This is a genomic window from Amycolatopsis rhabdoformis (assembly GCF_035918295.1).
Lineage (GTDB): Bacteria > Actinomycetota > Actinomycetes > Mycobacteriales > Pseudonocardiaceae > Amycolatopsis > Amycolatopsis rhabdoformis.
Genome location: NZ_CP142149.1, coordinates 4,054,446 through 4,080,686 on the forward strand (window position 1 = coordinate 4,054,446; position 26,241 = coordinate 4,080,686).

General features: G+C 69.4%; 17 protein-coding genes. 3 read left to right on the forward strand and 14 right to left on the reverse strand.

The genetic code is table 11. The annotated features are described in order from the left end of the window. Positions 1-55: 55 nt before the first annotated feature. On the reverse strand, positions 56-1,117 hold the full coding sequence (locus tag VSH64_RS18435) for a LacI family DNA-binding transcriptional regulator (RefSeq protein ID WP_326837977.1): 1,062 nt from the start codon (positions 1,115-1,117) through the stop codon (positions 56-58). A 271-nt stretch (positions 1,118-1,388) separates the two neighbouring features. Between VSH64_RS18435 and VSH64_RS18440 the strand changes: the two genes are divergently transcribed. The 3 genes from VSH64_RS18440 to VSH64_RS18450 all read left to right on the forward strand — a co-directional run bounded on the left by VSH64_RS18440 (position 1,389) and on the right by VSH64_RS18450 (position 6,741). After that, complete coding sequence (locus VSH64_RS18440; protein WP_326836849.1) at positions 1,389-2,786, forward strand: hypothetical protein; 1,398 nt, start codon at positions 1,389-1,391, stop codon at positions 2,784-2,786. Continuing rightward, positions 2,734-3,594, forward strand: a complete 861-nt coding sequence (locus VSH64_RS18445) for an alpha-L-rhamnosidase C-terminal domain-containing protein (protein ID WP_326836850.1) — start codon at positions 2,734-2,736, stop codon at positions 3,592-3,594. Before VSH64_RS18440 ends, VSH64_RS18445 begins: the two co-directional genes overlap by 53 nt. Before the next feature lie 93 nt (positions 3,595-3,687). Continuing rightward, positions 3,688-6,741 (forward strand): glycosyl hydrolase, encoded by a 3,054-nt coding sequence (locus tag VSH64_RS18450; protein ID WP_326836851.1) that lies wholly within the window; start codon positions 3,688-3,690, stop codon positions 6,739-6,741. Positions 6,742-6,805: 64 nt separating this feature from the next. Here the strand turns inward: VSH64_RS18450 and VSH64_RS18455 are convergent, their stop codons facing one another. The 13 genes from VSH64_RS18455 to VSH64_RS18515 all read right to left on the reverse strand — a co-directional run bounded on the left by VSH64_RS18455 (position 6,806) and on the right by VSH64_RS18515 (position 26,194). Then, positions 6,806-9,370 (reverse strand): glycoside hydrolase family 3 C-terminal domain-containing protein, encoded by a 2,565-nt coding sequence (locus tag VSH64_RS18455; RefSeq protein WP_326836852.1) that lies wholly within the window; start codon positions 9,368-9,370, stop codon positions 6,806-6,808. A gap of 77 nt (positions 9,371-9,447) precedes the next feature. Next, the gene (locus tag VSH64_RS18460) at positions 9,448-12,225 is read right to left on the reverse strand and encodes a family 78 glycoside hydrolase catalytic domain (protein ID WP_326836853.1); all 2,778 of its coding nucleotides are present in this window, start codon (positions 12,223-12,225) and stop codon (positions 9,448-9,450) included. 128 nt (positions 12,226-12,353) lie between these two features. Continuing rightward, entirely contained in the window at positions 12,354-15,836 is a 3,483-nt protein-coding gene (locus VSH64_RS18465) for a glycosyl hydrolase (RefSeq protein ID WP_326836854.1), read from the reverse strand. Between the two features lie 445 nt (positions 15,837-16,281). Continuing rightward, complete coding sequence (locus tag VSH64_RS18470) at positions 16,282-16,479, reverse strand: LuxR C-terminal-related transcriptional regulator (RefSeq protein ID WP_285966270.1); 198 nt, start codon at positions 16,477-16,479, stop codon at positions 16,282-16,284. A 314-nt stretch (positions 16,480-16,793) separates the two neighbouring features. Beyond that, a complete protein-coding gene (locus tag VSH64_RS18475; protein ID WP_326836855.1) occupies positions 16,794-18,008 on the reverse strand; it encodes an ROK family protein in 1,215 nt (404 codons plus the stop codon). A gap of 61 nt (positions 18,009-18,069) precedes the next feature. After that, complete coding sequence (locus tag VSH64_RS18480; RefSeq protein ID WP_326836856.1) at positions 18,070-19,041, reverse strand: substrate-binding domain-containing protein; 972 nt, start codon at positions 19,039-19,041, stop codon at positions 18,070-18,072. Then, complete coding sequence (locus tag VSH64_RS18485; RefSeq protein ID WP_326836857.1) at positions 19,028-20,164, reverse strand: mandelate racemase/muconate lactonizing enzyme family protein; 1,137 nt, start codon at positions 20,162-20,164, stop codon at positions 19,028-19,030. Before VSH64_RS18485 ends, VSH64_RS18480 begins: the two co-directional genes overlap by 14 nt. Before the next feature lie 43 nt (positions 20,165-20,207). Further along, positions 20,208-21,464 (reverse strand): sugar ABC transporter permease, encoded by a 1,257-nt coding sequence (locus VSH64_RS18490; RefSeq protein ID WP_326836858.1) that lies wholly within the window; start codon positions 21,462-21,464, stop codon positions 20,208-20,210. Further along, on the reverse strand, positions 21,461-22,288 hold the full coding sequence (locus VSH64_RS18495; protein WP_326836859.1) for an ATP-binding cassette domain-containing protein: 828 nt from the start codon (positions 22,286-22,288) through the stop codon (positions 21,461-21,463). The genes VSH64_RS18490 and VSH64_RS18495 overlap by 4 nt, the downstream gene beginning before the upstream one ends. 11 nt (positions 22,289-22,299) lie before the next feature. Continuing rightward, positions 22,300-23,382 carry a substrate-binding domain-containing protein gene (locus VSH64_RS18500; RefSeq protein WP_326836860.1) on the reverse strand — a complete coding sequence of 361 codons (1,083 nt, stop codon included), beginning with the start codon at positions 23,380-23,382 and terminating at the stop codon, positions 22,300-22,302. A 264-nt stretch (positions 23,383-23,646) separates the two neighbouring features. After that, on the reverse strand, positions 23,647-24,405 hold the full coding sequence (locus VSH64_RS18505) for an IclR family transcriptional regulator (RefSeq protein WP_326836861.1): 759 nt from the start codon (positions 24,403-24,405) through the stop codon (positions 23,647-23,649). Between the two features lie 164 nt (positions 24,406-24,569). After that, complete coding sequence (locus VSH64_RS18510; RefSeq protein WP_326836862.1) at positions 24,570-25,301, reverse strand: hypothetical protein; 732 nt, start codon at positions 25,299-25,301, stop codon at positions 24,570-24,572. Positions 25,302-25,387: 86 nt separating this feature from the next. Then, positions 25,388-26,194: a sugar phosphate isomerase/epimerase family protein gene (locus tag VSH64_RS18515; protein ID WP_326836863.1), complete on the reverse strand. Its 807-nt coding sequence runs from the start codon at positions 26,192-26,194 to the stop codon at positions 25,388-25,390. Positions 26,195-26,241: the final 47 nt, after the last annotated feature.

A 26,241-nucleotide genomic window follows, 5' to 3' on the forward strand; every position in this document is an offset into this window, starting at 1 on the left:
AGTAGTGGTAAAACGATTCAATAACACGGTGGCCGACACCGCTCCCGAACGCCGGTCACGGCCGGACGGTGGAAGCCCGCACGACCAGCTCGGGCGAGAACTCGATCTGCGGCCGGGGCAGCGCGATCTCGGCCGAGGTCATCGCGTCGAGCTCCGCGAAGAGCAGGTCCGCAACCGCGGTCCCCAGCTCCGCCTGCGGCGTGCGGACCGTGGTCAGCGGCACGATCGTGGACCGGGCGAACTCGATGTCGTCGTAGCCGACCACGGCCACGTCGGCCGGGACCCGGACCACGTCCGTCGCCACGAAAGCCTGCACGACCCCGATGGCCAGCAGGTCGTTGGCGCAGAACAACGCGTCCGGGCGTTCGGCCGCCGGACGCCGCACCAGCGCCTCCGCGCACGCGATCCCGGCTTCGACGGACCGCTCGCGCACCGGGATCACCTCGAACGTGACACCGGAGGCCGCGTGAACCGCCGACAGCGCGCCGTTGAGCCGGTCGGACACCTGCTTGAGCTCGAGCGAGGACGAGACGAACCCGATGCGCTTGCGCCCCTGCTCGATCAGGTGCGCCGCGGCCAGCCGGCCCCCGGCGACGTGGTCGATCGACACCGACGCCTGCTCCGGCGACTCGGCCCGGCGCGCGCTCAGCACGCTCGCGATGCCGAAGGACCGCATGCGGGCCAGCTCGGCCTCCACGTTGCCGACGGGCGCGATGATCACCCCGCTCACCTGTTGCTTGGCGAACAGCTGCAGGTAGCTGCGTTCACGCTGTTCAGATCCGGTGTCGTTGGCCATCAGCATGTACATGCCCTCAGCGGACACCCGCTGCTCGATCGCGGCGGCGATCTCCGGTGTGGTCGCACCGGCGAGCTCGAACGCGATGTACCCGATCACCGGGCTGACACCGGTACGCAAGGTTCGGGCGGCGTCGTTGGGCACGAAGCCGAGAGTGTCGACCGCCTGCCGAATCCGCTGCCGCGTGCCCTCCGAGAGCTTCCGCGGCCGGTGGAAGTAGTTCGACACCGAGGCCGGGGAAACCTTCGCCAGCTCCGCGACGTCGCGAATGGTGATCCTGTTCAGCCGACTGTTCCTCTCCCCGCCCGCGCGACCCTCGATCTCATGTTAGTGCAGGTGCGGGTGACGCCGGCTCGCCCGGCACCGCGGCGGCCGACCCGGGTGCGCGTCCGGATCCGGACAAATCCTTGCTCCACCTCCGGAGGGTCCTCAAGATTTCCTCTTGTCCGCCCCCTCGGGGCGAGGCGCGATCGCAGTGTCCCCACCGATCCCTCCACTCAACGGGGAGAAAGAGGCAGTCGAAGTGAAACGATTCACTCGTTCGAGAGCGTCGTCGCTTTGCCGATGGGCGGCCGTCGGAGTGCTCGCCGCCGTGACCCCGGCCCTCGTCACCACGCCTGGTCAGGCCTACGCGGCCGGTTCACCCGGAGCCGATGCCCCGAGTCTCGACACCTCCGCCTGGAAGTCGTACGTTCTCGGTCCCTCGACTCCCGACGTCGGCCCGGTCGGAGCCGAAGGCCGCGGTGACGTCGACCATCCGCAGTCCCTGCTGAAGGCGCACGGACCGGCGACGACGCTCACCACCAAGGTGGGCGGTGCGCCGGCGTCGATCCTGCTCGACTTCGGCCGCGAGGTCGGCGGGACGCCGTACCTCGACCTCACGAAGGTCACCGGCTCCCCCACCCTGACCCTGGTCACCTCCGAGGCGAAGCAGTACATCCGCACGCCCGCGGCGACGACGGTGTCCGCGGCGGCGGCCGGCGGAGCCGGCCAGGTCACCCTGGCCTCGGCGGCGAACCTCGAAGTCGGCAACACCATCACGTTCACCGCGACCGGTGGCAAGCCCGTCACCCGCACCATCACGGCCTTCGACAGCACGGCGCGGACCGTGACCGTCAAGCCCGCGCTGCCGGCAGAGGTCGCCGTGGGCACCGCCGTCTCGACATCGCCCGGTGCGCCGAGCTCGGACGAGTCGCGTGGCCTCGCCGGCGTCGGTGGTCCGGACACGTTCCAGCCGACCGGCGCGGGACGGCTCACGGGCGGGTTCCACGGCGGCTTCAGGTTCGCCCTGCTCACCGTCTCTTCTCCCGGCAGCGTCAGCCTTTCCTCGCTCGGGGTGAACTTCCAGGCGTTCCGCGCGACGCCCGCCGATTACCAGGGCTGGTTCCTCTCGAGCGACGATCAGCTGAACCGCATGTGGTACTCCGGCGCCTACACGTTGCAGATGAACATGAAGGCGCCCGGCCTCAACAGCCTGCCCGACGCCCGCATCTACGACGGTGCCAAGCGCGACCGCAGCGTGTGGACCGGTGACCTGCTCGTGCAGATCCCCACCCTGCTCACGAGTCTCGGCAACGCCGGGGCGCCGTACGTGAAGTCGTCGCTCGACACGCTGCTGGCCACTCAGCGCGCGGACGGGCGCGTTCCCCGGCTCACCGGACTTCTCGAAGCGCACCTCCCCCGCGGGTTCGCCCCTGTTCTACTCCAACAACTACTCCGGTTACGGGGCTCGCGCGTTCATCGACTACTACCGCTACACCGGGGACAGGGCCTACATCACCGCCGCGCTTCCCGCGCTGCGCAAGGAACTGGCGTACAACAACACGTTCCTCACGGCCGACAACCTCGTGGTCTCCAACGACCGCGACTACTGGCAGGCGAGCCAGACTGGCGAGGTCACCAAGTACAGCATCGACTACTACATCCTCCTCAAGGACATGGCGTGGCTCGAGCGCTCCGCCGGATCCACCGCCCTCGCGGACGCCGATGACGCGAAGGCGGACGCCATCAAGACCGCGGCCATGAGCAAGCTGTGGAACCCCGCTGTGGGCGCGTATGGCCAGAGCAGCAGCAAGCCCGATGTCCTCGTCGAAGACGCCAACGCGCTGGCGCTGCAGTACGGCTTCGTGCCCGCCGGCAAGGAAGCCGGTGTCCTCGCCGCCATGAAGACACTGTGGACTCCGTACGGCGCCATCATGGGCCCGGGCCTGCAGGACCCGACCGGGCACACCATCGAGCCCTTCGCCAACGGGATGGAGACGGCAGGCCGGTTCGCCAGTGGCGACACCGCCGGCGCGTTGGATCTCATGCGGCGCACCTGGGGACCGATGATCGACAAGAAGAACCCCTTGTACACCGGCGCGTTCTGGGAGTTCAAGAACAGCACCGGCGGCGTCAACCGCGCAACGGCCAGCCTCGCGCACGGGTGGGCGGCGTCTCCGTCCGTGCAGCTGACCGAACAGCTCCTCGGCGTCACCGCCGTGAGCGCCGGCTACCAGTCCTGGAGCATCGCTCCTCGCCCCGGCACCGTCCGCTGGGCGAGCGGCGCCGTGCCGACCGCCTACGGAACCATCAAGACCGAGTGGACTTCCGACCCGAAGTCCGGCCGGTTCACGCTCACCGCGCAGACCCCCGCGCACACCACCGGCACCATCACCGTGCCGGTCGGCCGCAACTCGGTGATCACCGTCAACGGCCACGCTGCGAAGGACTTCGACTCCCGGGCGAAGACGTCCGGCGGCTCCGTGGTCCTGGCCGTTCCTGGTGGCACGTACCAGATCACGGTGTCTCAGCGCTGATCAACCCTGTTCGATCCGGGCGGGCCGTTGTGGAGTGCGATCTCCGCAACGGCCCGCTCCACGCCGCAACCACCGCACCAATGGAGGTGTGAAGTGTTCGCAAAACCACCGAAGAGAACGTCGTCCTTGCTGACCGTCTGCGTGTCGGCCGTGACCGCTGCCGCGCTCGTGGCCCTCGCGCCCACCGGGACCGCCCAGTCGGACCAGCACGGTCCCGCACAGGTGGCCACTGAGCTCACGCGGGGAACCGACGGGCTGCAGCCACTGATGGGAGGACTCTCCCCCGCGCAGTTCGCTCACCCGGACACGCGGTTCAAGCCGGCGATGCGCTGGTGGTGGCAGAAGCCGCTGGACGACGCCGAGGCCCAGCGCGAGTTGCAGGTGATTGCCGACGCCGGGTTCGGCGAAGTCGAGATCGCGTTCTCCTCGGGCGCGTGGGCCACCGACGAGCAGCGCACGATCCTCGGCCACGTGCTGGACAAGGCCGCGCAGCTCGGCATCAAGGTGTCGATGACGATGGGTGCCGCTTGGCCGGTGCAGACGCCCAACACCGGGGTGGGCAGTGGGTTCGCCTCGCAGGAGCTGCAGTACGGGCGCGTTCACGTCGCCGGCGGCCAGAGTTACTCGGGGGCGGTGCCTCCCGCGATCGACGCCGCCCAGCAGACCCAGGCAGCGAAGCTGGTCGCGGTCACCGCGGCGCGCGTTGTGTCCGCCGGACCCGACGTGACGACACCCGGTCAGCCGCCGGCGAAGTCGACGGTACTGGATCCGCAGTCCTTGACCGACCTCACCGCTCAGGTGAAAAACGGCGCCCTCACGTGGAAAGCGCCCTCCGCCGGCGACTGGGAGCTGTTCGCGTTCTGGTCCCGTGAGAACAAGGGGAACTACACCAACCCCTTCGACGCCGACGCGTCCCGCAAGGCGACGCAGGACCTCGACCAGATCCAGATCGGCAAGGACAATGCGCCGAAGCTGAAGAAGGCCGGCGCGGACCTGTTCGAAGACTCGCTCGAGTTGCACGCGACCTCCGTCTTCTGGACTCCGAAGATGGAGAGCGAGTTCCGCGGCCGGCGCGGCTATGACATGACCAAGTACCTGCCGCTGATGTTCGTGCAGGGTGAGTCGGACTTTCCCGTACCGCCCAAGGAACCGACTCCGGACTTCTCGCTCACCGACGGCTCGGCGGGCAAGGTGCGCCACGACTACTACGAAACGCTCACCGACCTCTACATCGCCGACCACCTCGAGGTGTTCCAGGACTGGGCGAAGCAGTACGGCATGCAGTACAAGGCCCAGGCCGCGTACCTGCAGGATCTCGAACCGATCCGCAGCTTCCGCTCGCTGCAGAACTTCGGCGCGAGGTCGGAGACGGAGTCACTCGACGCCGGCGAGAACCTGCCGATCTCGCCCGACGACCCGGCCTGGCGCAATTCGCTCGCCTTCCAGCAGACGATCGCGTCCGGCGTGCACCAGGGCGGCGGTGACCTGCTGAGCGTGGAGCTCGGAGCGTTCTTCAAGCCCGCGTACAGCATGAACCTCGACGACTATCGCGACCTGATGGGCAAGGAGTGGGCGGCGGGGGTGTCGCAGCCGTTCATCCACGGCTTCGCCCTGCAGGCGCCCGACGCCGCGTGGCCCGGCACGACTCGCTTCAACGAAACGGTCACCGACAGCTGGAACGACAAGAACTTCCCGCAGTGGTCGAGCTGGTCGGCGTTGAACAGCTACTTCGCTCGCGGCACCAGCGTTCTCGAGACCGGCACCGCGAAGACCGACGTGGCGGTCTACAGCGACTCCTTCCTGTCGCCGCGCGGCCACCAGTCGCCGTTCGACGCCCAGCGGCTCGAAGAACAGGGCTACTCCGTCGAGTACCTTGACCCGCAGGGCCTGGCCCAGGACTCCCGCCCGGACCACGGTGAACTGTTCGGCGGGACCAGCGGCTACCGCGCGCTGGTGATCGACCAGCGCTCGATCACGCACGACGCCTCGGCCGCCGTGCTGCGCGCCGCGAAGGCCGGCGTTCGTGTCGTGTTCGTGGGCTCGCTCCCCGACCACGACACCACCTACGCCAGCGGCGCCAAGGGTGACGCGGAGGTCAAGAACAACGTGGCGGCGACGCTCCGGCTGCCGTCGGCGACGAAGGTGGCGAGCCAGAACGACGTCGCCGGCGCGCTGAAGCGGCTCAGCCTCATTCCGCGGGTAGCGTCGGGCGGCACCCAGATCCTCTCCCAGTGGCGTGAGGTCAAGGGTGGCGCGTACGTCTACCTCTACAACCCGTCCGATCACCCGGTCACCTTCACGCCGTCGTTCGGCGTCCAGGGTGTGCCGGCGCAGATGAACCTCTGGGACGGCGCGATCTCGCCGATCGCCCAGTACGCCACCGGCAGCGGACGCACCAGCGTTCCGGTGACCCTGCAAGGCGGTCAGGCCGAGGTCGTGGCGATCAACACGAACGCCAAACCGGCCGTCCACGTCACCGGCAGCCTGCCCGAGGGCGGGGCCTTCCTGGTGAGCAACGGAAAGATCGTGTTCCGGGCAACCGGCTCCGGTGGGCAGACGTTCCAGCTGTCCAACGGCCGCAAGACCGACGCCGACGCCGTGGTGCGCACGGACGACGACAAGCCGCTGCCCGGCATCCCGTCCAGCCGGCCCTCCACCATCGATCAGTGGAGTACCTGGGGGCTGAGCGTGAAGACGGTGACCCCGACGGGCGGCGCGACGGTGTCGATTCCCAGCGGGCTCGGTGATTCGCAGTTCCAGCAGTTCAAGCTCAAGGACTGGCGCGACATCACCCAGCTGAACGGCGAGTCCGGCGTCGGCACGTACAGCGCGAACACCACGCTGCCCGACGGCTGGCACGCCAACCCCGCCGAAGGCGTGCAGCTGAACCTCGGCCACGTCGACGGCACCGCCGACATCACGGTCAACGGTCAGCTCGTCGGCACGCAGATCACGGACGGCCGGCAGTGGGACATCACCCGCTGGCTCCACCCCGGCACGAACGCCGTGCAGATCATCGTGCACACGACGCTGCGCAACGCCGTGTCGAAGTACAACAAGAAGTCGACGGCCAGCCAGCCCTACGGGCTCCGCGGGCCGGTGACGCTCACGCCGTACCAGGACTACGTCGTCTACAACGGCAAGTAGGTCCGCAAACAGGAAGCGGCGCCGAGGAAATTCCTCGGCGCCGCTTCTTCGTCGGCCGGTGAGGTCAGGACAGCGTGAGGTGACCGCGGAGCGGGAGCTCCGCCGACGAAGTCCCCACGCCGACGGCGTAGCTACCCGGGATCACGGTCCATCCGGTGCTCGGGGTGAGCCAGACCGCGAGTTCGTCGCGCGGGACGTCGAGCGTCACCGTGGTGCTCTGGCCCGGTTTCAGCGTCACCTTGGCGAAGGCCTTGAGCTGCTGCGAGGGTTCCTGCGCCGCATCGGGTGCCGCGACGTAGAGCTGCACCACCTCCGAACCGCTCCGCCGACCGGTGTTGGTGACCGTCGCTTGGGCTCGGAGTCCGCCGCCGGTACGGGAGAGGCGCAGGCCGCCGAGGCGGAAGGTGGTGTACGACAGGCCGAAACCGAAGGGGAACAACGGTTTCTCACCACTGTGCTGATACCAGCGATATCCGACAGCCAGCCCTTCGTCGTAGTACACCTGCACGCCGTCGCCGGGGAACTCGACGCTGGTCTTGGCGGGACCCTGCTGGTCGGTCGCGGGGAACGTCTCGGGGAGGCGCCCACCCGGCTCCTCGTCACCGAACACCATGGCGGCCAGGGCGTGGCCCTGTTCCTGGCCGGCGTACCAGTTGGCGATGACCGCCTTGACGCTGCCCAGCCACGGCATCAGCACCGCACCGGAGGTGTTGAGCACGACCACCGTGTTCGGGTTGGCCTTCGCGACCGCGGCCACGAGTTCGTTCTGGTCGGCGGGCAGGGCGAGGGTCGAGCGGTCCATGCCTTCGCTGGTGAGGTCGGAGAGCACGATGACGGCGACGTCCGCCGCGCGCGCCGCGTCGGCCGCCGCCTGGTGGAGCTTGTCGTAGCCGGCCTGGGAGCCGAGCACCAGCGACGTGCGCGGTGCGCGCCCGCCCGCCGGCGCGGCCGACACGTAGGTGACCTCGATGGTGTGGTTGCCGGCGGTCAAGGTCACCAGGCCGTTCTGGACGGCCTCGCGGCCGGGCAGAGCGGTGACCACCTCCTTGCTGTCGATGCTCAGCGTCGTCACCCCGCCGACGCCGAGGCTGAAGCGGTAGCCGCCCGCTTCGGTCGCGGTGAAGGTGCCGGTGTACCGCGCGGACCAGCCGTCCGTCTGAGCCGCGACCGCCGCCGGCGTCGCGGTGACGTTCAGGGCGGCCACGGTCTCGGTCCCCAGTGCGTCGCCGGTCAGGTCGGTGGACGCGTAGTACGTGGCCGTCAGGCCGGAGCCGAAGGCCGCCGCGGGCACGACCGGCAGCGCGGCGATGCCGAGGGTGCCCTGCGCGTAGGTGACCGGGATGGCTCCGGCCCGCGCGCGGATCCCGGCCAACGGGGTCACGACCGTGCCGTTGGCGTTGACGCTGCCCGAGCCGCCGCCGTGGGTCTGGGCGCCGGCATCGGCTGCGTTGCCGATCACGGTAATGCTGCGAGGCCGTACCAGCGGCAGCACACCGTTGTTCTTCAGCAGCACGCTGCCCTCGACACCGATGCGCCGGGCCAGTGTGAGGTGCTCCGGCGTGGACACCACGGTGCCGACGACCGTGGCCGGGTCCGGCAACGGGTGGTCGAACAGCCCGACGCGGATCATCGCCGTGAGGACCTGGGTCACCATGGTGTCGAGCTCGGCCTCGCTGACGCTGCCGTTCTGCACGGCGGCCTTGAGCGCGTCGCCGAGGTAGGTGCCGCCGGGCATTTCGGTGTCCGAGCCGGCTTTGGCGGTCTGCAGTGTGCTGTGCGTGCCGCCCCAATCCGACATCACCATCCCGTCGAAACCCCACGCGTCGCGCAACGTGTCCTGCACGTTGACGCGGTTCTCGTGGGCCCAGGTGCCGTTGACCTTGTTGTAGGACGTCATGACGGCACCGACCTGGCCCTGCTGCACCGCGGCCCGGAACCCCGGGTAGTAGATCTCCTGCAGCGCGCGAGCGGAGACGACGACGTCGATCGAGTTCCGCAGGATCTCCTGGTTGTTGGCGGCGAAGTGCTTGACCGTGGAGATGACGTGGTTGGTCTGGATGCCCCGGATCGTCGCGGCCGCGAGCTGCCCGTTCAGGAACGGGTCTTCGGTGTAGGTCTCGAACGAGCGCCCCCAGTGCGGGAGGCGCAGGATGTTGATGCACGGCGCCAGCGCGACGTTGTGTCCCTTGGCCGCCTGCTCGGCGCCGTAAGCCTTCCCGTAGTCGGCCGCGGTGGCGGGATTCCAGGTGGCGGCCAGGGCTTTGGAGTCCGGCCACTGCGTGACGCCGGTGGACCCGTTGCCGACCCCACTGGGCCCGTCGGCCAGCCGCAAGGCCGGGATACCGAGCCGGTCGTTGGCAGGAATGTGCCCGGTGAAGCCCTTTGTGGCCGGAATGCCGTGGCAGTAGGCGATCTTCTCGTCGAGGGTCATCTTCGCCACGAGCTGCCGGGCCTTCTTCACCGCCGCCTGCGCCTGAGGTGACGCCGGCGGTGGCGCGGCGAGCGAGCCGGCCGGCGCCGTGGCCGCGGGATCGGCCGCCGCCAGGCCGGCGGGGGTCACCGCCACGACACCGGCGGCGGCGACCCCCGCTCCGGACCACTTCAACATCGAACGACGGGTGACGTCCATCGAATGTCTCCTTAGGGGTGGGGTTTCCAGGGAGAGCTGTGTCCGATGTGGCCGGTCGGCCACATCGGACACAACGATCAGTTCGCCGCGGTGAACGTGTACTGCCCGGCGCCGACGGTGTAGACGGCCTCGGCGACGCGGCGGGCCCCCGGTCCGGAGGCCTGGACGGTGCGGCCGGCGGCGGCCGGGACGTGCACGGTGGCGGTCGCGCCCGGCGGAACCGTCACCTGGAGCCGGAACCCGTGCGCGGAGTTCGTCCAGGCACTGCTGACCGTGCCGTACGGAGTCCGGTAGCTGCCCTCGGCGTGGGTCAGACCCCCGACGACCGCGGGCGCGATGGTGAGGTCGCGGTAGCCGACCGAACCGTCCGCTTGCTGGATGCCGGCGAGTCCGCGGACGAACCACGCGTCGACGGCGCCGAGGAAGTGGTGGTTCTGCGAGCCACTGCCGTCCAGGCTCTCCGACAACGTGGTGTGGCCGCTGGCGATCAGGTAGCCGTAGCCGGGCGAGCTCGGGTTGACGACCATGTCGTAGATGACGTCGTCGCGGTTGCCGGCCTCGAGTGCGCGGAAGAGCGGCGCGAGAGCGACCGAGCCGGTCGTGATGTGGTTGCCGGCCGTGCGCACCGACGCGACGAGGCGGTCGAGCACCGCGGCGCGGTCGGCCGGGGTGACCAACCCGGCGTCGAGGGCCATGGCGTTGGAGGCTTCGCTGTCGCTGCCGTAGTAGACGCCGGTCGCGTCGACGTGGCGGAAGCGCGTGGTGAACTCCGTGGCGAGCTGGGCGGCCAGAGCCGCGTACTTGGCGTGGTCGGCCGGCTTCCCGAGTACTTGGGCCACGTCGGCCATGTCGCTCGCCGCCGTGTAGTAACCGGAAAGGATCGCCAGCTGCATCGGCGTGGTGTTGTCCGTCGCGGACCAGTCGCCGAGGCCAGGGATATCGCCGTTGTTGGCGGACTTGTTCTTCGCTTCGTAGTCGAGCCAGGCCACCATGTTGTCGTAGAAGGACGCCATCGTCCGGGTATCGCCGTAGGTGAGGTAGAGCTGCCACGGGATCCGGATCACGGCACCACCCCAGTTGACCTCGTCGAGGAACTCGATGGTGCCCTGGGGCTTGGTCTGCGTGGTGGGCGCGACGCGGTGGAACTCCGGGGCGATGTTGGCGATCAAGCCCGGCGACACGTCACCCGGCCGGCGCTGCGCGGTGGCCATGTTGCGCACGAGCTGGGGTTCGTAGGCCGACATGTCGTAGTCGGTGAGCAGGGCGTCGAGGTTCTGCAGGTTGTCGCCGGTGTACGGGCCCTTCTCGCGGTCAGGACAGTCGGTCATGACCGACATCATGTTGCTCTGGATCGCCCGCTCGGTGATCGTGTGGATCTGGTTGAGCACATCGCTGGACGAGCTGAACTCGCTCGCGCTCGGGTTCGCCGCGTGGATCACGTCCACGGTCACGGTGTCCTGGGCAGGCGCCGTGCGCAGACCGCTCACCTGCAGGTAGCGGAAGCCGCTGTAGGTGAACTGCGGGTGCCACGTTTCCTTGCCGTGCCCGGAAAGCGTGTACCGGTAGGCGATCTGGCTACCGGGCTTCGCGCCGGTGCTGGCGATGTCCGGGGTGCCGTCGGCGGCCAGCTTCTCCGCCGGAATCATCGTCACGGTGTCGCCCGCGCGTCCCGAGAGCGAAACGCTGGGCCAGCCGGACCGGTTGGCTCCGAAGTCGAGGAGGTACGAGCCGTCGGCGAGCTCGCGGACGCTGGTCGGCCGCACCGTCTGCGCGACGGTGACCGGCGGGCGCGGGTTGGCGCGCAACGGCGTGGTGTCGCGCGGAGTCGTGGCCTGGGTGAGCGTGACCGGGCTCGCCTGCTGCCAGCCCGGGTTGGTCAGCGCGGCGGCCGAAGTCGGTGACTGGCTCGCTCGGCGGGCGTCGTACTCTTCGCCGCTCCACCACGAGGAGAAGGTGGTGGCGCCGAGCGCCGTCCGCCAGGACCCGTCACTGGAGACGATCTCGCGGTGCCCGTCCTGGTAGGTGATCTCGAGCTGGGCGATGATCTTGGGCTCGCCGTACACCGTGTACTGCTCGAGGGTGCCGCCGAAGAAGTACCGCCCGGGTGTCTTCACCCGCTGGTAGGTGCCACTGCCGGTCTCCATGCCGAGGGTGTTCGTGCCCGACCGCAGTGCGCGGGTGAGGTCGTAGGTCCGGTAGTCGACCTCGGCGGAGTAGGTGGTCTGGCCCGGTTCGAGCACGGCGTCGCCGACCGGACGGCCGTTGACAGTCGCGGCGTACATGCCGAGACCGGTCGTGTAGAGCCGGGCCTGCTTCACCGCACCGTGCACGGCGAACGCCTTGCCGAACACGGGCAGCGGAGTCTCCTTGCCGTCCGGCTGGGTGTAGTCGTACGACGGGTTTTCGATCCAGCGCGCCGACCAGTCGGAGGCGGACAGCAGCCCCATCTCCCAGCTCGCCGGATCGCTCCAGGGCGAGATGCGACCGGTGGTGTCCCAGGTGCGGACCTGCCAGCTCACGTGGTCACGGGAGTGCAGGGCCGGACCCGCGTAGGCCACGTTCGAGGTGCTCGAGGACCGGACCTTCCCGCTGTCCCACAGGTCGCGTTTGCCGTGCTGGGACGGTGTTTCGAGGGTCGCGCGGATCTCGTAGGCGCTCTGGCCGGTCGAGGTCTTGCCCGGAAGCCAGCTGAGCGACGGGTGGGTGGCGTCGATGCCGATCGGGGCGACGAGGTTCTCGGTCTCGAGCGAGGTCGGCTTCGCGGCGGCGCCGCCCGGTGCGGCGGCCGCCGCCGATCCGGACGCCGCCAGCAGCGCGGCGGTGAAGAGGGTGAGGACAGAACGCCATCGGTTCATCGATGGTCCTTTCGACCGGTCGGGGTGGAATGGGCCAGGTGGAATGGGCCAGGTGGAATGGGCCAGGCGGAGTGGGCCAGGTGGAATGGCTGAAGGGGAGTGGGCGAGGAGGTCGGCGGATCGCGGGGCTACGCACGGTCGACGATCCGGACCGGCCCGAGCAGTCCCGCCGGCTTGAGCTCGGTGCCGGCGGCGATGTTCTTGAGCGGTGGCTGCACGTACGCGACCTGAGCCGCACCGGGCTGCTGGTCACCGACCAGCCGGTTGAACCAGCTGTTGGTGACCTTGACCTGCACCGTGTTGCGGCCGGGCCGCAGGGCACCGGTGACGTCGAGCCGGTACGGGGCCCGCCAGACGATGCCGGCGTCCGTGCCGTTGACCGTGACCTGGGCGATGTCGTGCACCTCACCGAGGTCGAGGAGAACACGGCCGGCCGGCTTCGCCCAGTCCGCGGGCGCGTCGAAGGTCGTCGAGTAGGTGGCGGTGCCGGAGAAGTAGCGGATGCCCGGGTCGTTTTCCTCGGTGAGGGACCGGAGGAAGGCGAAGTTCGCCGTGGCGGGTGCGCCGCGACCGGCCTGGAAGTCGACCTTCCACGCACCGGCAACCGCGCCGACCTGCCGGTCGACGGGGACCGCGACGGTCTTCGAGCCGGCTTTGCCGTGCGAGACCACGACGAAGATCGAGTCGACGGGACCGAGGTCGACCGTGACCTGGGTACTGCCGCTGGTGGCGTCGAAGGTGATCGGGGCCGTCTGGCCGGACACCGGGTCCCAGGTTTCCACCGCGCTGCCCGCCGAACGCAGCGTCAGCGGAATCGTGGTGCGCACGTTGCGGCGGTTGACGACGAAGTAGATGTCCGCAGAGTCCGTGCGGCGGTGCGTGAGCCACAGAGGTTCGTTGGCGGTCAAGGGATCCATGGCATCGAGGCGGAAGGTCCAGTCGGGCGTGACCCCGAGCTCGGCGAGCGCCTCGGCCGCGGTCACGCCGCTGAAAACCCGGCCGGCGCCGACAACCCGGTCACGCTGCTCGCCGTCGCCCCACAGCCGCGTGGCCAGCTTCTGGAACTCCGCGTCGTCGTCGGCCAGGCTCGGTGACCCGAGCGGTTTCGGTCCGGCGATCGCCGCTCCGGCGTCCACGAACCCGGCGAGCTTGCGCAGCACCGCCAGCGTGACCCGCTGGGCATCGCCGCCGAGCTGGAGCAGCGCGTACGCCTGGCCGGAGCGGGTGACGATCCGGCCGTCGCGCACCGACATCTCGTTCAGGACGACCGTGCCGTTGACGAAGTCGTAGTCGTAGCCGATCGGCTGGTCAGCCTGCCGGAAGCTGCGGCCCCACACGCCGGTCGCCGGAGCTTCCTGTCCGTAGAAGTACGCGACGTCGGCGACGTGCGTACCTCGCGACAGCAGCCAGCTGCACCGCGACAGGTACGTCGTCCACGGCTTCGCCACCTCGGCCCAGGTCTCCAGGCGGGTGAAGAACGACCCGATGCCGTTCAGCGTCACGCCGGGGCCGCGGTCGAGCGGCTGGTGCACGGAGGTGTGGATCATGAACCGGGTGGCGCCCTGGGCGAGCATCTCGTCGGCCAGCGGCTTGAGATCCTTCGGGGTGAAGCCCTGTGGGGTGAAGGTGAACGCTTCGACCGCAGCGTGCGGCCGGCCGTAGATGTGCGCGACCGACGCGGCGCCACGGGTGTCGACCCGGTAGGTCTCGAACGACTGGTCCCCCGGCGCGAACGCCTCGCCCGACGCGCCCATCGGGAAGTCCGCGTACTGGCGCATCTCCAGGTCGTCGCCGAACCAGCCGCGCTTGTCCTCCTGCGCCTCGGCGTAGGTGCGCTGAAGACCGCGCTTGTGCGCTTCGGCCGGGATGACCTGGTAGTGGTTCTGGGCCAGCAGCTCGTTCAGCGTCCGCCGCCAGTCCCAGAGGAACTTGTCGGCATCGGCGGCGCTGTCGACCGGGACACCGGTGAGCACCGGCAGATGCGGGGCCGGGTCGTAGCCACGGCGCTCGCGGAACTCGTCGAGCAGCGATTCGGTCCAGTTCTGGTATCCCGCTTCGTAGCTGTCGTTGAGGAGGCCGGTCAGGCCGCGGCGGCCGAAGAGGTCCTTGCCGGCGGCGTCGGTGAGCATGTCGAGGTAGGTGTTGAGGTATCTGCGAACGCGTCCGGCGTCGAGCTTGTCGACCTCCAGGCCGGTGGCGGCGGTCGATGCCGGGCCGTTCTGGTGCCCGGTGAGGCTGTACCCGAGGCGGACGACGACCCACGTGCCGGACGGCGCGCGCCAGTTCAACGTCCCGTCCGGGGCCATCCGGCCGGTGAGGTCGACGACGTCGGACCGCCGCACCGCCGCCGCACCGCCCTGCGAAGGAGTGGCGGCGTGGTAGTAGTTCGCCGTCTGCCCGAACCCGGCCTTCACCTCGAACTCGTGCACGGTCGCGACCGTGCGCAGGATCAAGCTCGCCAGGGCGATCGGAGCCGACGACGGCGCGGCGGGGCTCTGGCCGAACACCACCTTGAAGTACTTCGCCGTGCTCTGCGGCACGAACAGCGTGCGCTGCACCCCGCCGTACACACCCTGCGCCAGGAGCGTCCACTGCCTGCCGTCGCGGCTGCTGTAGACCTGCGCCGAGGGGCCGTACTCGACGACGTCGTTCCATCCGCTGAACGCGGCACCGGCGGCGATCGTGATCCCGGTGACCGTGACCGGCCGCTGGTACTCGAAGCGCACCCAGCTTCCTGCGGAACCGGGAGCGGGCAGGTATTGGGCGTCCGCAACCGAAGCGTTCGACAACTTGGCAACGTCCAGCGCCACACCCTGGTCGCCGTTCGCCGTCGGGTTCGCCTTCGGGTCGGCTTGCAGGCCGCCGGCGAAGACCTTGGGTGCGAGCGCAGTTTGGCTCTGGGTTCCGTTCGGGACGCGGTAGGCGAACACCCGTGCGTCGCGGTAGAAGGCAGGCAACGGAGTGGGCGTGGACGAAGCGGCCGCCGCGTCCCCGAACTGACCCGCGACCGCGGGCGGTTGCGGCAGCTTCACCTGGCCCTGCCCGCCCGACACCCACGTCTCGGTCCACACGTACTTCTTCATCGCGTCTTCGGCCGCCACCCAGGGTCCGCCCGTCTCCGACCACCCCGGAGAACACGCGACGTCGGCTTCCAGGCCGAGCCGGTCGGCCTGCTGCATCGCGTACCGGAAAGCCGACTTCCAGCCGTCGGACATGTACGGCAACGGATTCGGCACGACCACGGGCACCCGGCCCGCGCCGTCGAAGTTCACCATCCCGCCGATCCCGGCGCGCTTGAACCACTCCAGGTCGGCCTTGATGCCCTCCTGGGTGATGTTCTGGTTCATCCAGTGCCACCACACCCGGGGCAGCACCTCCGCGGGCGGCGTTCTGAACCCGGACAGCACGTCCGAGCCGTCCAGGGCCGACGCGAGCCGGGGCAGGGCGAGGTGCGCCGGCACTGATCCACCTGCCTGGGCGGCGCTCAGGCCCGCCTCCACCTCCGGCTCACCGGCGGCCGCGGCCGCGGCGCCCGGCAGTGCGGCGGCGCCCGCCGCACCGAGCGCGACCACGGCCGCGCCGCGCAGGAACCCTCGCCTGTTCGTTGACATCAGTGTCCTCGTTTCGTCGAGCTGAAACGATTCATCCGAACCTAGACCCGCCTGAGCGCCGCCGACAATCCTGCGAAAGTTCCGAGTTTCGTTGGCACACCAGCAAAGACGTGTCGAGAACCGGGTGCTGGGCGCACGAAAACATCACCCTGCCGCCTGCCTGAGCAAAGCGGTATCAGGGTGTCGCGATGGCGCTGCCGCGCCCTACGAACCCGGCCGCGGCGCGGCGGACCGCACACGAGGTGACGCCGACCAGTCCCGGCAACCCGTGGGACGAGAAGGCGACCTGAGGCGGCCGGGTCTACGGGGCACAGCAGCTCCTGGAAGGCCGGCGGGGTACAGCCCGAGGTCTTGATGAATCGTTTTACCTCACGGGGACAGTACGAGGGTTTCCCTTGGCGGACAAGAGCTTGTCCGGATTCGGTCAGCCGCGGGCCGCCGACGATCAGACCAGGCCCCGCCGAGCCGCCCACACGACAGCCTGGATGGGAGTGGCGAAACCGAGGCGATCACAGATCGAGCGCATCCGCCGGCGAACCGTGCGATCGGACAGCTCCAGCCGGCGAGCGATGATGTCCAGCGGCAGCCCTTCGGCGAAGAGCGCAAGCAAATCGAGCTCCTCGCGCTCGAGCGTGGCGTTCACCGGCTCACCGCCCTCCGCCGCTGCGCAACGACAACGCGCGAGGTCCTCGACCGGCCGGGCCCGCCCACTGAGGCATCCCGCTCGACTCCCGGCGCACCATCGCGACCTCCGGATTGAAAGGTTTCACAATCCTGGCGAAGTGACGCTACTATGGGCCCGCGAGTCCCGTCAACGAGCGCCAAGATCACGCACGCAAGACAGTGCCGCCGTGGTTGAATTCATTTATTACGTTTCAATACAACGAGTCCAGAGCCACCAGCGGGCACTCCCGACGGCACTCTTCCGCACCGCCGGCCGGCGAAGAACGACCGGCGCTACCCGAGCCCTGACAAACCGCGGTCTTCGGCCAGCCGTCGCCTGGTCGAGTCCAGTGCGAAGGTGACGGCCCCGACGACCTCGGCGCGGGTCCCCAACGACGAGCGCAACAGTTGCAAGCCATCGGTGATCGCCGGCTGCGCGTACCGCCGCAGGCTCTCCCCGACGGCGTCGGCGAGCGTGTCCCCCGCCGCGCTGACCAGACCACCGAGCACCACCGCCCCCGGGTTGAGGCTCGCGCACAGATCCGCGATGGCCCGGCCGAGCGTCCGCCCGGCGTCGGAGACGATGCGGCACGCCAGTGGTTCTCCGTCGCGCACGAGTCGACCGACCCGCTCGAGCGTCAACGGTTCGCTGCGGGTCGGCTGCAGCAGCTCGATGATGCGCCGGCCCGAGGCGAGGGTGTCGAGGCAACCGCGGCTGCCGCACCAGCACAGGGGGCCGTCCTCGTCGACTAGCACGTGGCCGATCTCCCCCGCGATCCCCGCCGCGCCCTTGTAGAGCTTCCCGTTCAGGACGAGCCCGGCTCCGATGCCGCTGGACACCTTCACGTAGAGCACGTCGTCGATTCCGGCGGCGACGCCTTCCCACGCTTCCGCGAGCGCACCGAGGTTGGCATTGTTCTCCAGCCAGACCGGTATGCCGATCCGTTCCTCGAGTTCGGTCGCCGGCACCACGCCGGCCCAGTTGTTGAGCACTCGGCCGAGAGTGATGCTGCCGGTGGCGCGGTTGACCGGGGCCGGCAGCCCGACGACCACCTGCCGGACCACGCCCCGGTCGATCCCGGCCTCGTCGGCCAGCTCGGTGACGAGCTTCGCGGCCGCGGAAAGCGACTCGGCCGCGAAGTCGTCCACCTGCATGAGCACCTGTCGCTCGGCGAGGATCCGCCCGGACAGGTCGGCCAGGGCCGCGCGGATGTGCGTCCGCCCGAAGTCCACACCGACCACCGCGTCGGCCGTCCCGGGCAGCCGCAGCAGTCCGGGCGGCCGGCCGCTGTGCGACGCCCGGGCGTTCGGGTCCGGGAGGTCTTCGACCACGGAGCCCTCGGCGACGAGGTCGCTCACGACCGACCACACCGACGTCCGCGAACGCCCGGTGACCTCGCGCAACCGGGCCCGGCTCATCGGCCCGTAGCGGCTCAGCGCGAAGAGAACGTGGTCCCGTTGCGACGGGCTCGGTCCTGAGCCTGACGTCCGCGACGGTGCGTTGGTCACCTCTCCACCCCCACTGGCCTTCCCGATCTTCCAGGGTATCCGCGTGACGCCGACCTGATGCTCATCTGCCCGTCGTGGCGGCGGTCCGTCCGAACACGTCGTGTTCTCCCGCCCACTGCTCGAACCCTTCGAGGTTCTCCGCGGTGATGACCTGCGGCCGCAGCCGCCGCTGATTGTCCTCGAACCGCACCGGGTCGAAGCCCAACAGCGTGAGAGCGTCCGCGGTGCCCATACGAGCGGCCATCGCGATCGCGGCGGCAGCGTAATACCCGAAGTAGTACTCGCGGATCCAGATGCTCGCGAAGACGGTTCCGTTCCTGATCGCCGCCGCCGTCTCCGGCAGCATGTCGTTGCCGACGATCGCGACCTGCCCGGTGCGGCCCACCGCTTCGACGGCCGCCGCCTGGATGGCGGCGTGGTAGCCGTAGACCCCGTAGCACCCGGCGATGTCCGGGTGTTCGGCCAGCATCGTGCTCACGTTCGCGGCCGCGACGTCGAGGCGTTCGCCGTCGTCGTCACCGCCGACGACCTCGATGCCGGCTTCGGCCATCGCCTCCCGGAAACCGCGCAGCTTCCCCGCAGCCCCCGGAGCCTTGGCCGAACCGGTCTGCGCCAGCACGCGCGCACCGGCCGGCACCCGCTGGGCGAGCAAGCGACCGGCTTGCCGGCCCAGCTCCACCGGCGTCGGCATGCCGACGTACAGCGCGCGGCCGCTCGCGGGAGCGTCGAGGTCGAAGGTCACCACGGGCACGCAGCGGCCCGCCGCCTCGGCCACGACCTCGTCGAAAGCGGACTCGCGGGTCGCGACGAAAGCCAAGCCGTCCGCGCCGTCCACCAGGTGCCGCCGCATCGCCTGGACCTGGTCGTCGACCGACTCGTACTCGGGAGCCTCGAAGACCAGGTCGAGTCCCCAGCGTTCGGCCGCGTCGCGCCACCCGGCGTTGACCATGTCCCAGTAGGGTCCGCGGTTCTTCTCGATCACCGCGATCGTCAGCCTGCGGTCCCACGCGCCCGCGCCCTCACGCGTATTCATAGCGCACCGCGGTCGATTCCAGGTCCACGCCGAGCGCTGACTCCGAGCCGATCCCGAGACCCGGCAGGTCGCTCACGTTCGCCACACCGTCGACGATCGTCACCCCGCCCGAGGTCACGATGTCCTGTTCGAACAGGGTGTGGCACGCGACGCCCGTGTACAGCGGATTGCGCGACGCCACGGCGAGGTGGGCGACGGCGGTGTTGGCCACCTTCATCTCGTTGATCTCGTCCACGATGTAGTCGATGTTGTGCGCCTCGGCGACCCGGATCATCTGCTGGCACTTCTGGACGCCGCCGACGCGGCTGATCTTCAGGCTGACGATGTCGGCGGCTTCGCACTCGATGACGCGGTTGAGATCGGCCACGGTGCGGATGCCGTCGTCGGCCATCACCGGGAACCGCGTCGCGCGCCGGATCTTCGCCAACCCGCTGAAGTCGTTGGCGAGCACAGGTTGTTCGAGGATCACCTTCTGGTCCAGCCCGACCTCGCGCTCCAGGACCTCCGCGATGAGGAGCGCCTGGTTCACCGACCACGCCTGGTTCGCGTCCAGGCTCAGGGTCGCGCGGTCCCCGATCACCGGCAGGAGGGACCGGACGATGTCGAGGTCGTATCGGGTGTCGCCGCTCATCTTCTGCTTGAAGAACCGGTAGCCCTGCGCCATGAGGCGGCCCAGGTCGTCGGCGGTGTCCTCGTAGGTGGCCGGGGTGATGTGCGTGGGCACGCCGTCGTGCGTCCGGCCGCCGAGGAGCTGGTAGACGGGAATGCCGAGGATCTTGCCGGCCAGGTCGTGCAGCGCGATGTCGATGCCGGCCTTCGCCGCGACGTTGCCCGCCGGCGAGTAGCGGTCCATGATCGTGTCGGCCTTGGTCAGCTGCAAGGGATCGAGCCCGACCAAGCCGGCCTTCAGCAGGTCGATGCCGCCCAGCGTCGAGGGCGCGGTCTCGCCGTAGAGCCCCGGGCAGTGGGCGGCTTCGCCGATGCCGACGACGCCCTCGTCCGTGTGGACCTGCACGATGACGTTGACCTGGGTCTCGTCCTTGACGTAGTACCGCTTGTCCTTCATGTACTCGGGCCGGTAGTCGGCCCGGACGGCGGTGCCGGTGATGTCGGTGATCTTCACGTGGTCCTCCCTGGACTTGCTGCTGGAGTTCGCCGGGGTGCGGTCAGGTCGTCGCGCGGCGACGGGAAATCGAGTCCACGATCACCGCCGCGACGAGAACGGCGCCGATCACCATGTACTGGAGGTCGGACACCAGGTTGAGCAGGTACATGCCGTTGTAGATCGAGCCGATCACCAGCCAGCCGATGACCGCGGACCACGCGCTGCCCCGCCCGCCGAACAGGCTGGTGCCACCGATCACGGCCGCCGCGATCGAGTAGAGCAGCAGCGTGCTTCCGCCGAGGTCCTGCGACGCCGCTCCCACGTACGAAGCGGACAGCACGCCACCCGCCGCCGCCATGGCCCCCGAGATGGCGAAGACGGAGACGCGGATCCGGTCGACGTTGATGCCCGCGCGGCGCGCCGCTTCGGCGTTCCCGCCGACGGCTCGCACCCTTTGGCCGTACCGGGTCTGGGTGATCAGGACCCAGAAGAAGACGGCGAGCACCAGGAAGATGATCAGGGCCAGCGGAACACCGACCGCGCGGTTGAGCTCCCAGACCACGATGAACAGCGCGACGGCGAGACCGGCCACCTGAACCACCAACAGGCCCGGCGGCGGTGCGCCCACCCCGGAGCGCAGGTGCCTTCGCCGGCTGATGAGGCCCAGCACCAGGAAGCACGCCACGGCGACCGCGGCCAGCGCGTAGCCGGCCACCGGCGCGAGGCTGCGGCCCTCCAGCTGGGAGATCGTGCCGCCGAAGGGGAACAGGATCGTGCCGGTCTTGCCGAGGAACCGCAGCTGCAGCCCGAGAAACAGCAGCAGACCGCCGAGCGTCACGATGAACGACGGGACGTTGAGCCGGGTCCGGATGAACCCTTGAAGGGCTCCGAGCAGTCCCCCGGCCGCGACCGTCACCGCGATCCCCAGGAACGGATTCCAGCCGTTGTTCTGGACCAGGACGGCGAGGATGGCCGCGCCGAGCCCGCAGACCGAGCCGATCGAAAGGTCGACCTCGCCGATCAGCAGAACAATCACCACGCCCAGCGAAATCACGCCACCGTAGGAGATCTGGCGCGCGAGGTTGTGCACGTTGTCGTCGGAGAGGAACCGGTCGTTGACGAGCTGGAAGACGATCCAGATCAGCACGAGGCCGAGGTAGACCGACAGGCTTCCCACGTCGCCCTTGCGGATCCGCTTCAGCCGGGCGCGCACGAGTTCTCCCAGCGTGGGCGTGGGCGGGTCGAGCAGCGCCGGGTCCGAGGTGTGGGCGATCGCCTCGGCGCGCGGGAGTTCTTCGACTGTCCTTTCCGGACTCATGCGAGGTCACCTCCGGAGGTGAGGTCGTGCAGCTGCCGGCCGGTGCCGGTGCCCGCGGACGGGGTCAGGCCGGTGATCGCGGAGACCACCTGCTCGTGGGTGGCCTCCGCCGTGGAGAACTCCCCTGCGTTGCGGCCCAGCCGGAGCACGCAGATGCGGTCGGCGACGGCGAACACGTCGGCGAGGTTGTGGCTGATCACCACGACACCGAGGCCGCGCGCCTTCAACCGCCGAAGCAGCTGGAGCACCTGCGCGGTCTGCGCCACGCCGAGCGCGGCGGTCGGTTCGTCCAGCAGGACGACTTTCGGCTCGCCCAGGATCGCCCGCGCGATGGCGACGGCTTGGCGCTGCCCGCCCGAGAGATCCTCGACGCGGGCGAGCACGTCGGGGATCCGTGCGCCGAGGCCGGCGAGCAGGGCTCGGGTCTGCCTGGCCATGTCGAGCTTGTCGAGCAGGCGAGCGCTCCGGTACGGACCCACCATCAGCTGTTCGCGGCCGAGGAAGAGGTTGGCGACGACGTCGAGGTTGTCGCACAGGGCCAGATCCTGGTACACCGTCGCGATCCCGAGCTTGGCCGCGTCCTGCGGTGTCTCCACCGACACGGCCGCGCCTTCGAAGGTGATCCGCGCGGAGTCCGCGGGCGACACCCCGGCGATCGCTTTGATCAGGGTGCTCTTGCCGGCTCCGTTGTCGCCCACCAGCGCGACGATCTCCCCCGCGCGCGCCTCGAATGCGACGTCCTGCAGAGCCCGTACCGCACCGTAGGACTTCTCGACGTTGGTCAGGGAAAGCAGGATCTGGCCCGGTTCTTGTTCCGTTGTCACAGTGGTGTCCTTCACCCGGTGATGCCGGCCCGGGCACACGCGTCGGCCGCGCCGCCCCCGCACACCTCGGCCGCCGTCGCGAACCCGTCGGCGATGACCGTCGATTTGATCGTGTCGACCGTGACCGCGATCGGCGGCAGGAGCTGCGTCGGCACGTCGTCGCCGGTCACGTTCTTCACCATCGGTGCCGACGGCAGCGGCTTGCCGTGCGCGAGGAGGATGGCGATCTTCGCCGCGGCGTCGGTCTCGGCCTTCAGGTTCTTGTACGTGGTCATGTACTGGGTCCCCAGCACGATGCGCTGCAGACCCTCGTCGGTCGCGTCGAGACCGGTCACCGGCGGGATCGGTGAGATGCCGGCCTGCCGCATCGCCGTGATCGCCGCGCCGGCCAGCGTGTCGTTGGCCGCGTAGACACCGGCGATGTCGTGGGCCCCGACCTTCGCGATGGCCTGGGTCATCTCCGTGGTGGCGTTGGTCGGCGACCAGCCGTCGGTGTCGTACTCCGCGGCGATCTTGTAGCCGGACTTGTCGAAGACCTCGTGCGCGCCCTGTTTGAAGAACGCCCCCGTGGTGTCCGGCGCACCGTTGATCATCACGATGTTGCCGGAACTGTGCCCGGCCGCCTGCATCGCTTTGATCATGGCGTTCGCCTGAGTCTTGCCGACTTCCACGTTGTCGAACCCGGTGCGGTACGCGAGCGGCCCTCCGGCGGTGCGGTCGTAGGCGACGGTCGGCACGCCCTTCGCCTTCGCCTCCTGCACGATCGCCGCGGAACTGGTCACGTTGGCCGCGTCGAGCACGAGCACCTGCGCGCCCTGCGAGAGCGCGGACTCGGCTTGCTGCTGCTGTTTGTCCGCCGCGTTCGCGGCGTTGAAGTACAGCACCTTGCAGCTGGGATCCTGGGCCTTCACGGCATCGAGGAACAGCGGGTGGTCTTTCGCCTCGTAGCGCGGTGTCGTGTTCTCCGGCAACAAGAACGCGATCGTGCACCCACCCTCGCCCGACCGCGACGGCTGCACCTCGGCGGCACACGCCGACGCGCTCACCGCGACGGTCAACGCCATCAACACCGTGGACAAGCAGGCTCTCTTCATTGACAGCTCCTCTGGCTGGCGCATGCTCTGCTCCGGGGGGAACCGCGCGTCGATTCGTGCACGGCCCTGCTCGCCGGACAGTTTCATCAGCCGAGTCGAGTTCTGTCAACAGTTGAACTGTATTTGCGGTCGAAATCCAATTCTGGCGGCTTATTATGTTCAATAGTTATTGCGTTCGAACGTAATTGGACCGAGTCTCACCTGCTTGCTCAACGAGCTGTTTCGCCAGGCCCCGCCCATCGGCGCACGGTCGAGTCCACGAGGTCAGCTCGACTTTCGGAGCAGGGCGGTGCCCGAAATCCGCTCGGCCGTGAAGCGCAGCAGGTCGGCGTGCCGGGCGAGGACGACCGACGAGCGCGTGACGAGACCGAGTGCCGCGCGCACCACGCCGTCGGCGTCGGTCACCGGAACGGCGAGCGACGCGGCGCCGAGGATCAATTCCTCGTGTGCCGTTCCGAAGCCTGTTTCGCGGGCGGCGCGGACCGAGGCGGCGAGGCGGCCCGGCATCACGAGGGTGTGCGGGGTGTAGCGGCGCAAGCCTTGCTCGCCGAGTTCGGCGAGCAAGGCGGCCGGGCCGTGCGCCAGCAGGACCTTGCCCACCGCTGTCGCGTGCAGCGGCAGGCGTCCGCCGACCTCCGTGCGGGCGGCGACGGCGTGCAGACCGGCGAGGCGTTCGATCACGAGCGCGCTGTGGTGATCGAGCACGGCGAGCTGCACGGTGGCGTGCGTGGCTTCGTACAGTTTCTGCATCGGTCGCGACGCTCGCTCTCGCAGCGCCGCGCCGGGCGACGAGCGGGTGCTCAGCGCCCAGAGCCGCAGCCCGATGCGGTAGGTGCCGGCCGGGCCGCGTTCGACGCCGCCGCAGCGTTCGAGCGAGGCGAGGAGCCGGTGCGCCGTCGTCGGTGGCAGCCGCGAACGTTCGGTGATCTCCGCCAGCGTCAGCTCGGTGCCGTCGAACACGTCGAGCAGGGTGAACAGGCGGTCGATCGTCGAGCGCCCGGGTTCGCGCGCGTTCCCGCTCATCGGCGAGCTCCCGGGAATCGCACCGCGACGGTGGTTCTGGTGGTCACGCGTCCATCGTGTCCCGCTCACCGGGCATCCGGAAAATGCTTCTTGAGCTGACTTTCCATGCTCCACAGGCATAGGTCACACTCGGCCTTCGAGGGCCGCCACCGACCGGCCCGTGCTCAGGGGTTCAGACGGACGTCGCTGACGTCGAGGAGGATGGCGCAGAAGCTCTGATCGGCCACGCCGTCCTCATCGCGCAACAGCACGCGGCGTCGCGTCGGCACGATCAGGCCGCCGAAATCGTGGTGCTCGGTGGTGTAGTGGGCCACCAGCGGGTTCCCGTTGACGTCCGGGGAGTAGTCCATCCGGCGTTGCAGGCCGGTGTCGGCGTCGAAGTAGTAGGTCTGCACCCTGCTGTGGGTGCTGAGTCCGTCGGGAAAGGTCACCTCCAACCGTCGCCAGGTTTCGCCCACCTCCTGCCACGGCTCGAGTTCCCGGCTCGTGACCCCCGGAAGGGTGAACAAGTACGGCTCCAGCAGGTACATCCACGAGGCGTACGAAATGAAGTACCCGGTCTGCGTCGCGGTCCACGGGGTGTCGCTCGTGAAGCCCGCCATGCTGCGGCGCGGTGCGGACAGCTCGTCGCGGATTTCGCCGTTCCCGTCGGAGATCCGCACGCGGTCCTGTTCGGCGTCGAAGTCCACGACCTGGTTCTCGCCGAACGGTGCCAGCGAGATGCGCTGCCCGCGCAGGTCGGCGGTCACCGCCTCGACGCCCAGCCGATCCGGCTGCCCCTTGAACGGCCAGAACGCACCGTAAATGCGCACCGTCGCCGAAATGTTCGTGGCGGCCCGCCACCGGTCCAGACCGCCGTGCCGGTCGATGACGAAATCGATGAGGTCGTTCACCATATCCCTTTCTTCGAGCACGCCGCGAATCACGCGGCGAAACAGTCGGCGAAACAGTCGGCGCTGTCCTCAACGGACAGTCGAGCGCCTCACGCCACCCGCCCCAGAGGCGCGAAACCGGCGAGAACTTCCGCCGCGGTATCGAACGCGACGCTCGCCGCGTCCGCGCTGGGCATCGCGTCGAGGGCGTCGGAGAAGACCTCCACCGACACGGGCGCGGTCACCCCGTGGCCCCGCAGCGCGGCCAGCACCGCGGCGCTGTCACCCGCGCCGCGGCCCGGCAGGAGCCGGCGGTGACGGGCCTCGGCTCTGAGATCGGCCGACCCGACAGGTCCGACGTCGCTCAGCTGCACCGAGGTCACGGCCGCGGCCGGGACGGTGACCACCTCGGCCGCGGTGGCGCCCGAGCGGAACCAGTGCCACAGGTCGATGATCACCCCGCCGTTGGGGCGGGCGGCCGCGCCGACCACCTCCCACGCCTCGGCGAGTGTTCGCACGTGGCTGTAGGGGATGAATTCGAACCCCACGAGCAGGCCGTGCTCCGCTGCCCGGTCGCACAGCGCGCCGAACGGCTCGACCAGGTTCTCGGTGCGGTGGTCGAAGAACATCGGCACGTTCAGCTGACGACAACCGACGAGCTCCGCGAGCCGGAACAACGCGGTCTCCTCGGGTGCGGGCTCCGGCGCGGCCCAGTCCCATGTGTGTTCGAGTTCCAGCACCCGCATCCCGTGAGCGGCGAGCAGTTCCCGCAGAGCTCGATCGGGCAGGTCCTGGTCGCCGAGTCGCAGCCCGATCGCCGTGAATCCCGCGGTCGCGGCGGCCCGCACGCGCGTGGTGAGGTCCGCGTGGCGCAACGTGTTGGCGCTGCAGGCAAGATCGAGCTCACCCGCACTCATCGGGGGGTGCCGGATTCGGCGGAGCCGGTTCGGGTCGGTGTTCGGCA

Coding starts and splice junctions, on each gene's coding strand:
- VSH64_RS18445 (WP_326836850.1), top strand. CDS start 2,734: ATGGCGTGGCTCGAGCGCTCCGCCGGATCCACCGCCCTCGCGGACGCC.
- VSH64_RS18455 (WP_326836852.1), bottom strand. CDS start 9,370: ATGGACGTCACCCGTCGTTCGATGTTGAAGTGGTCCGGAGCGGGGGTC.
- VSH64_RS18460 (WP_326836853.1), bottom strand. CDS start 12,225: ATGAACCGATGGCGTTCTGTCCTCACCCTCTTCACCGCCGCGCTGCTG.
- VSH64_RS18465 (WP_326836854.1), bottom strand. CDS start 15,836: ATGTCAACGAACAGGCGAGGGTTCCTGCGCGGCGCGGCCGTGGTCGCG.
- VSH64_RS18480 (WP_326836856.1), bottom strand. CDS start 19,041: ATGAATACGCGTGAGGGCGCGGGCGCGTGGGACCGCAGGCTGACGATC.
- VSH64_RS18490 (WP_326836858.1), bottom strand. CDS start 21,464: ATGAGTCCGGAAAGGACAGTCGAAGAACTCCCGCGCGCCGAGGCGATC.
- VSH64_RS18500 (WP_326836860.1), bottom strand. CDS start 23,382: ATGAAGAGAGCCTGCTTGTCCACGGTGTTGATGGCGTTGACCGTCGCG.
- VSH64_RS18505 (WP_326836861.1), bottom strand. CDS start 24,405: ATGAGCGGGAACGCGCGCGAACCCGGGCGCTCGACGATCGACCGCCTG.
- VSH64_RS18510 (WP_326836862.1), bottom strand. CDS start 25,301: ATGGTGAACGACCTCATCGATTTCGTCATCGACCGGCACGGCGGTCTG.
- VSH64_RS18515 (WP_326836863.1), bottom strand. CDS start 26,194: ATGAGTGCGGGTGAGCTCGATCTTGCCTGCAGCGCCAACACGTTGCGC.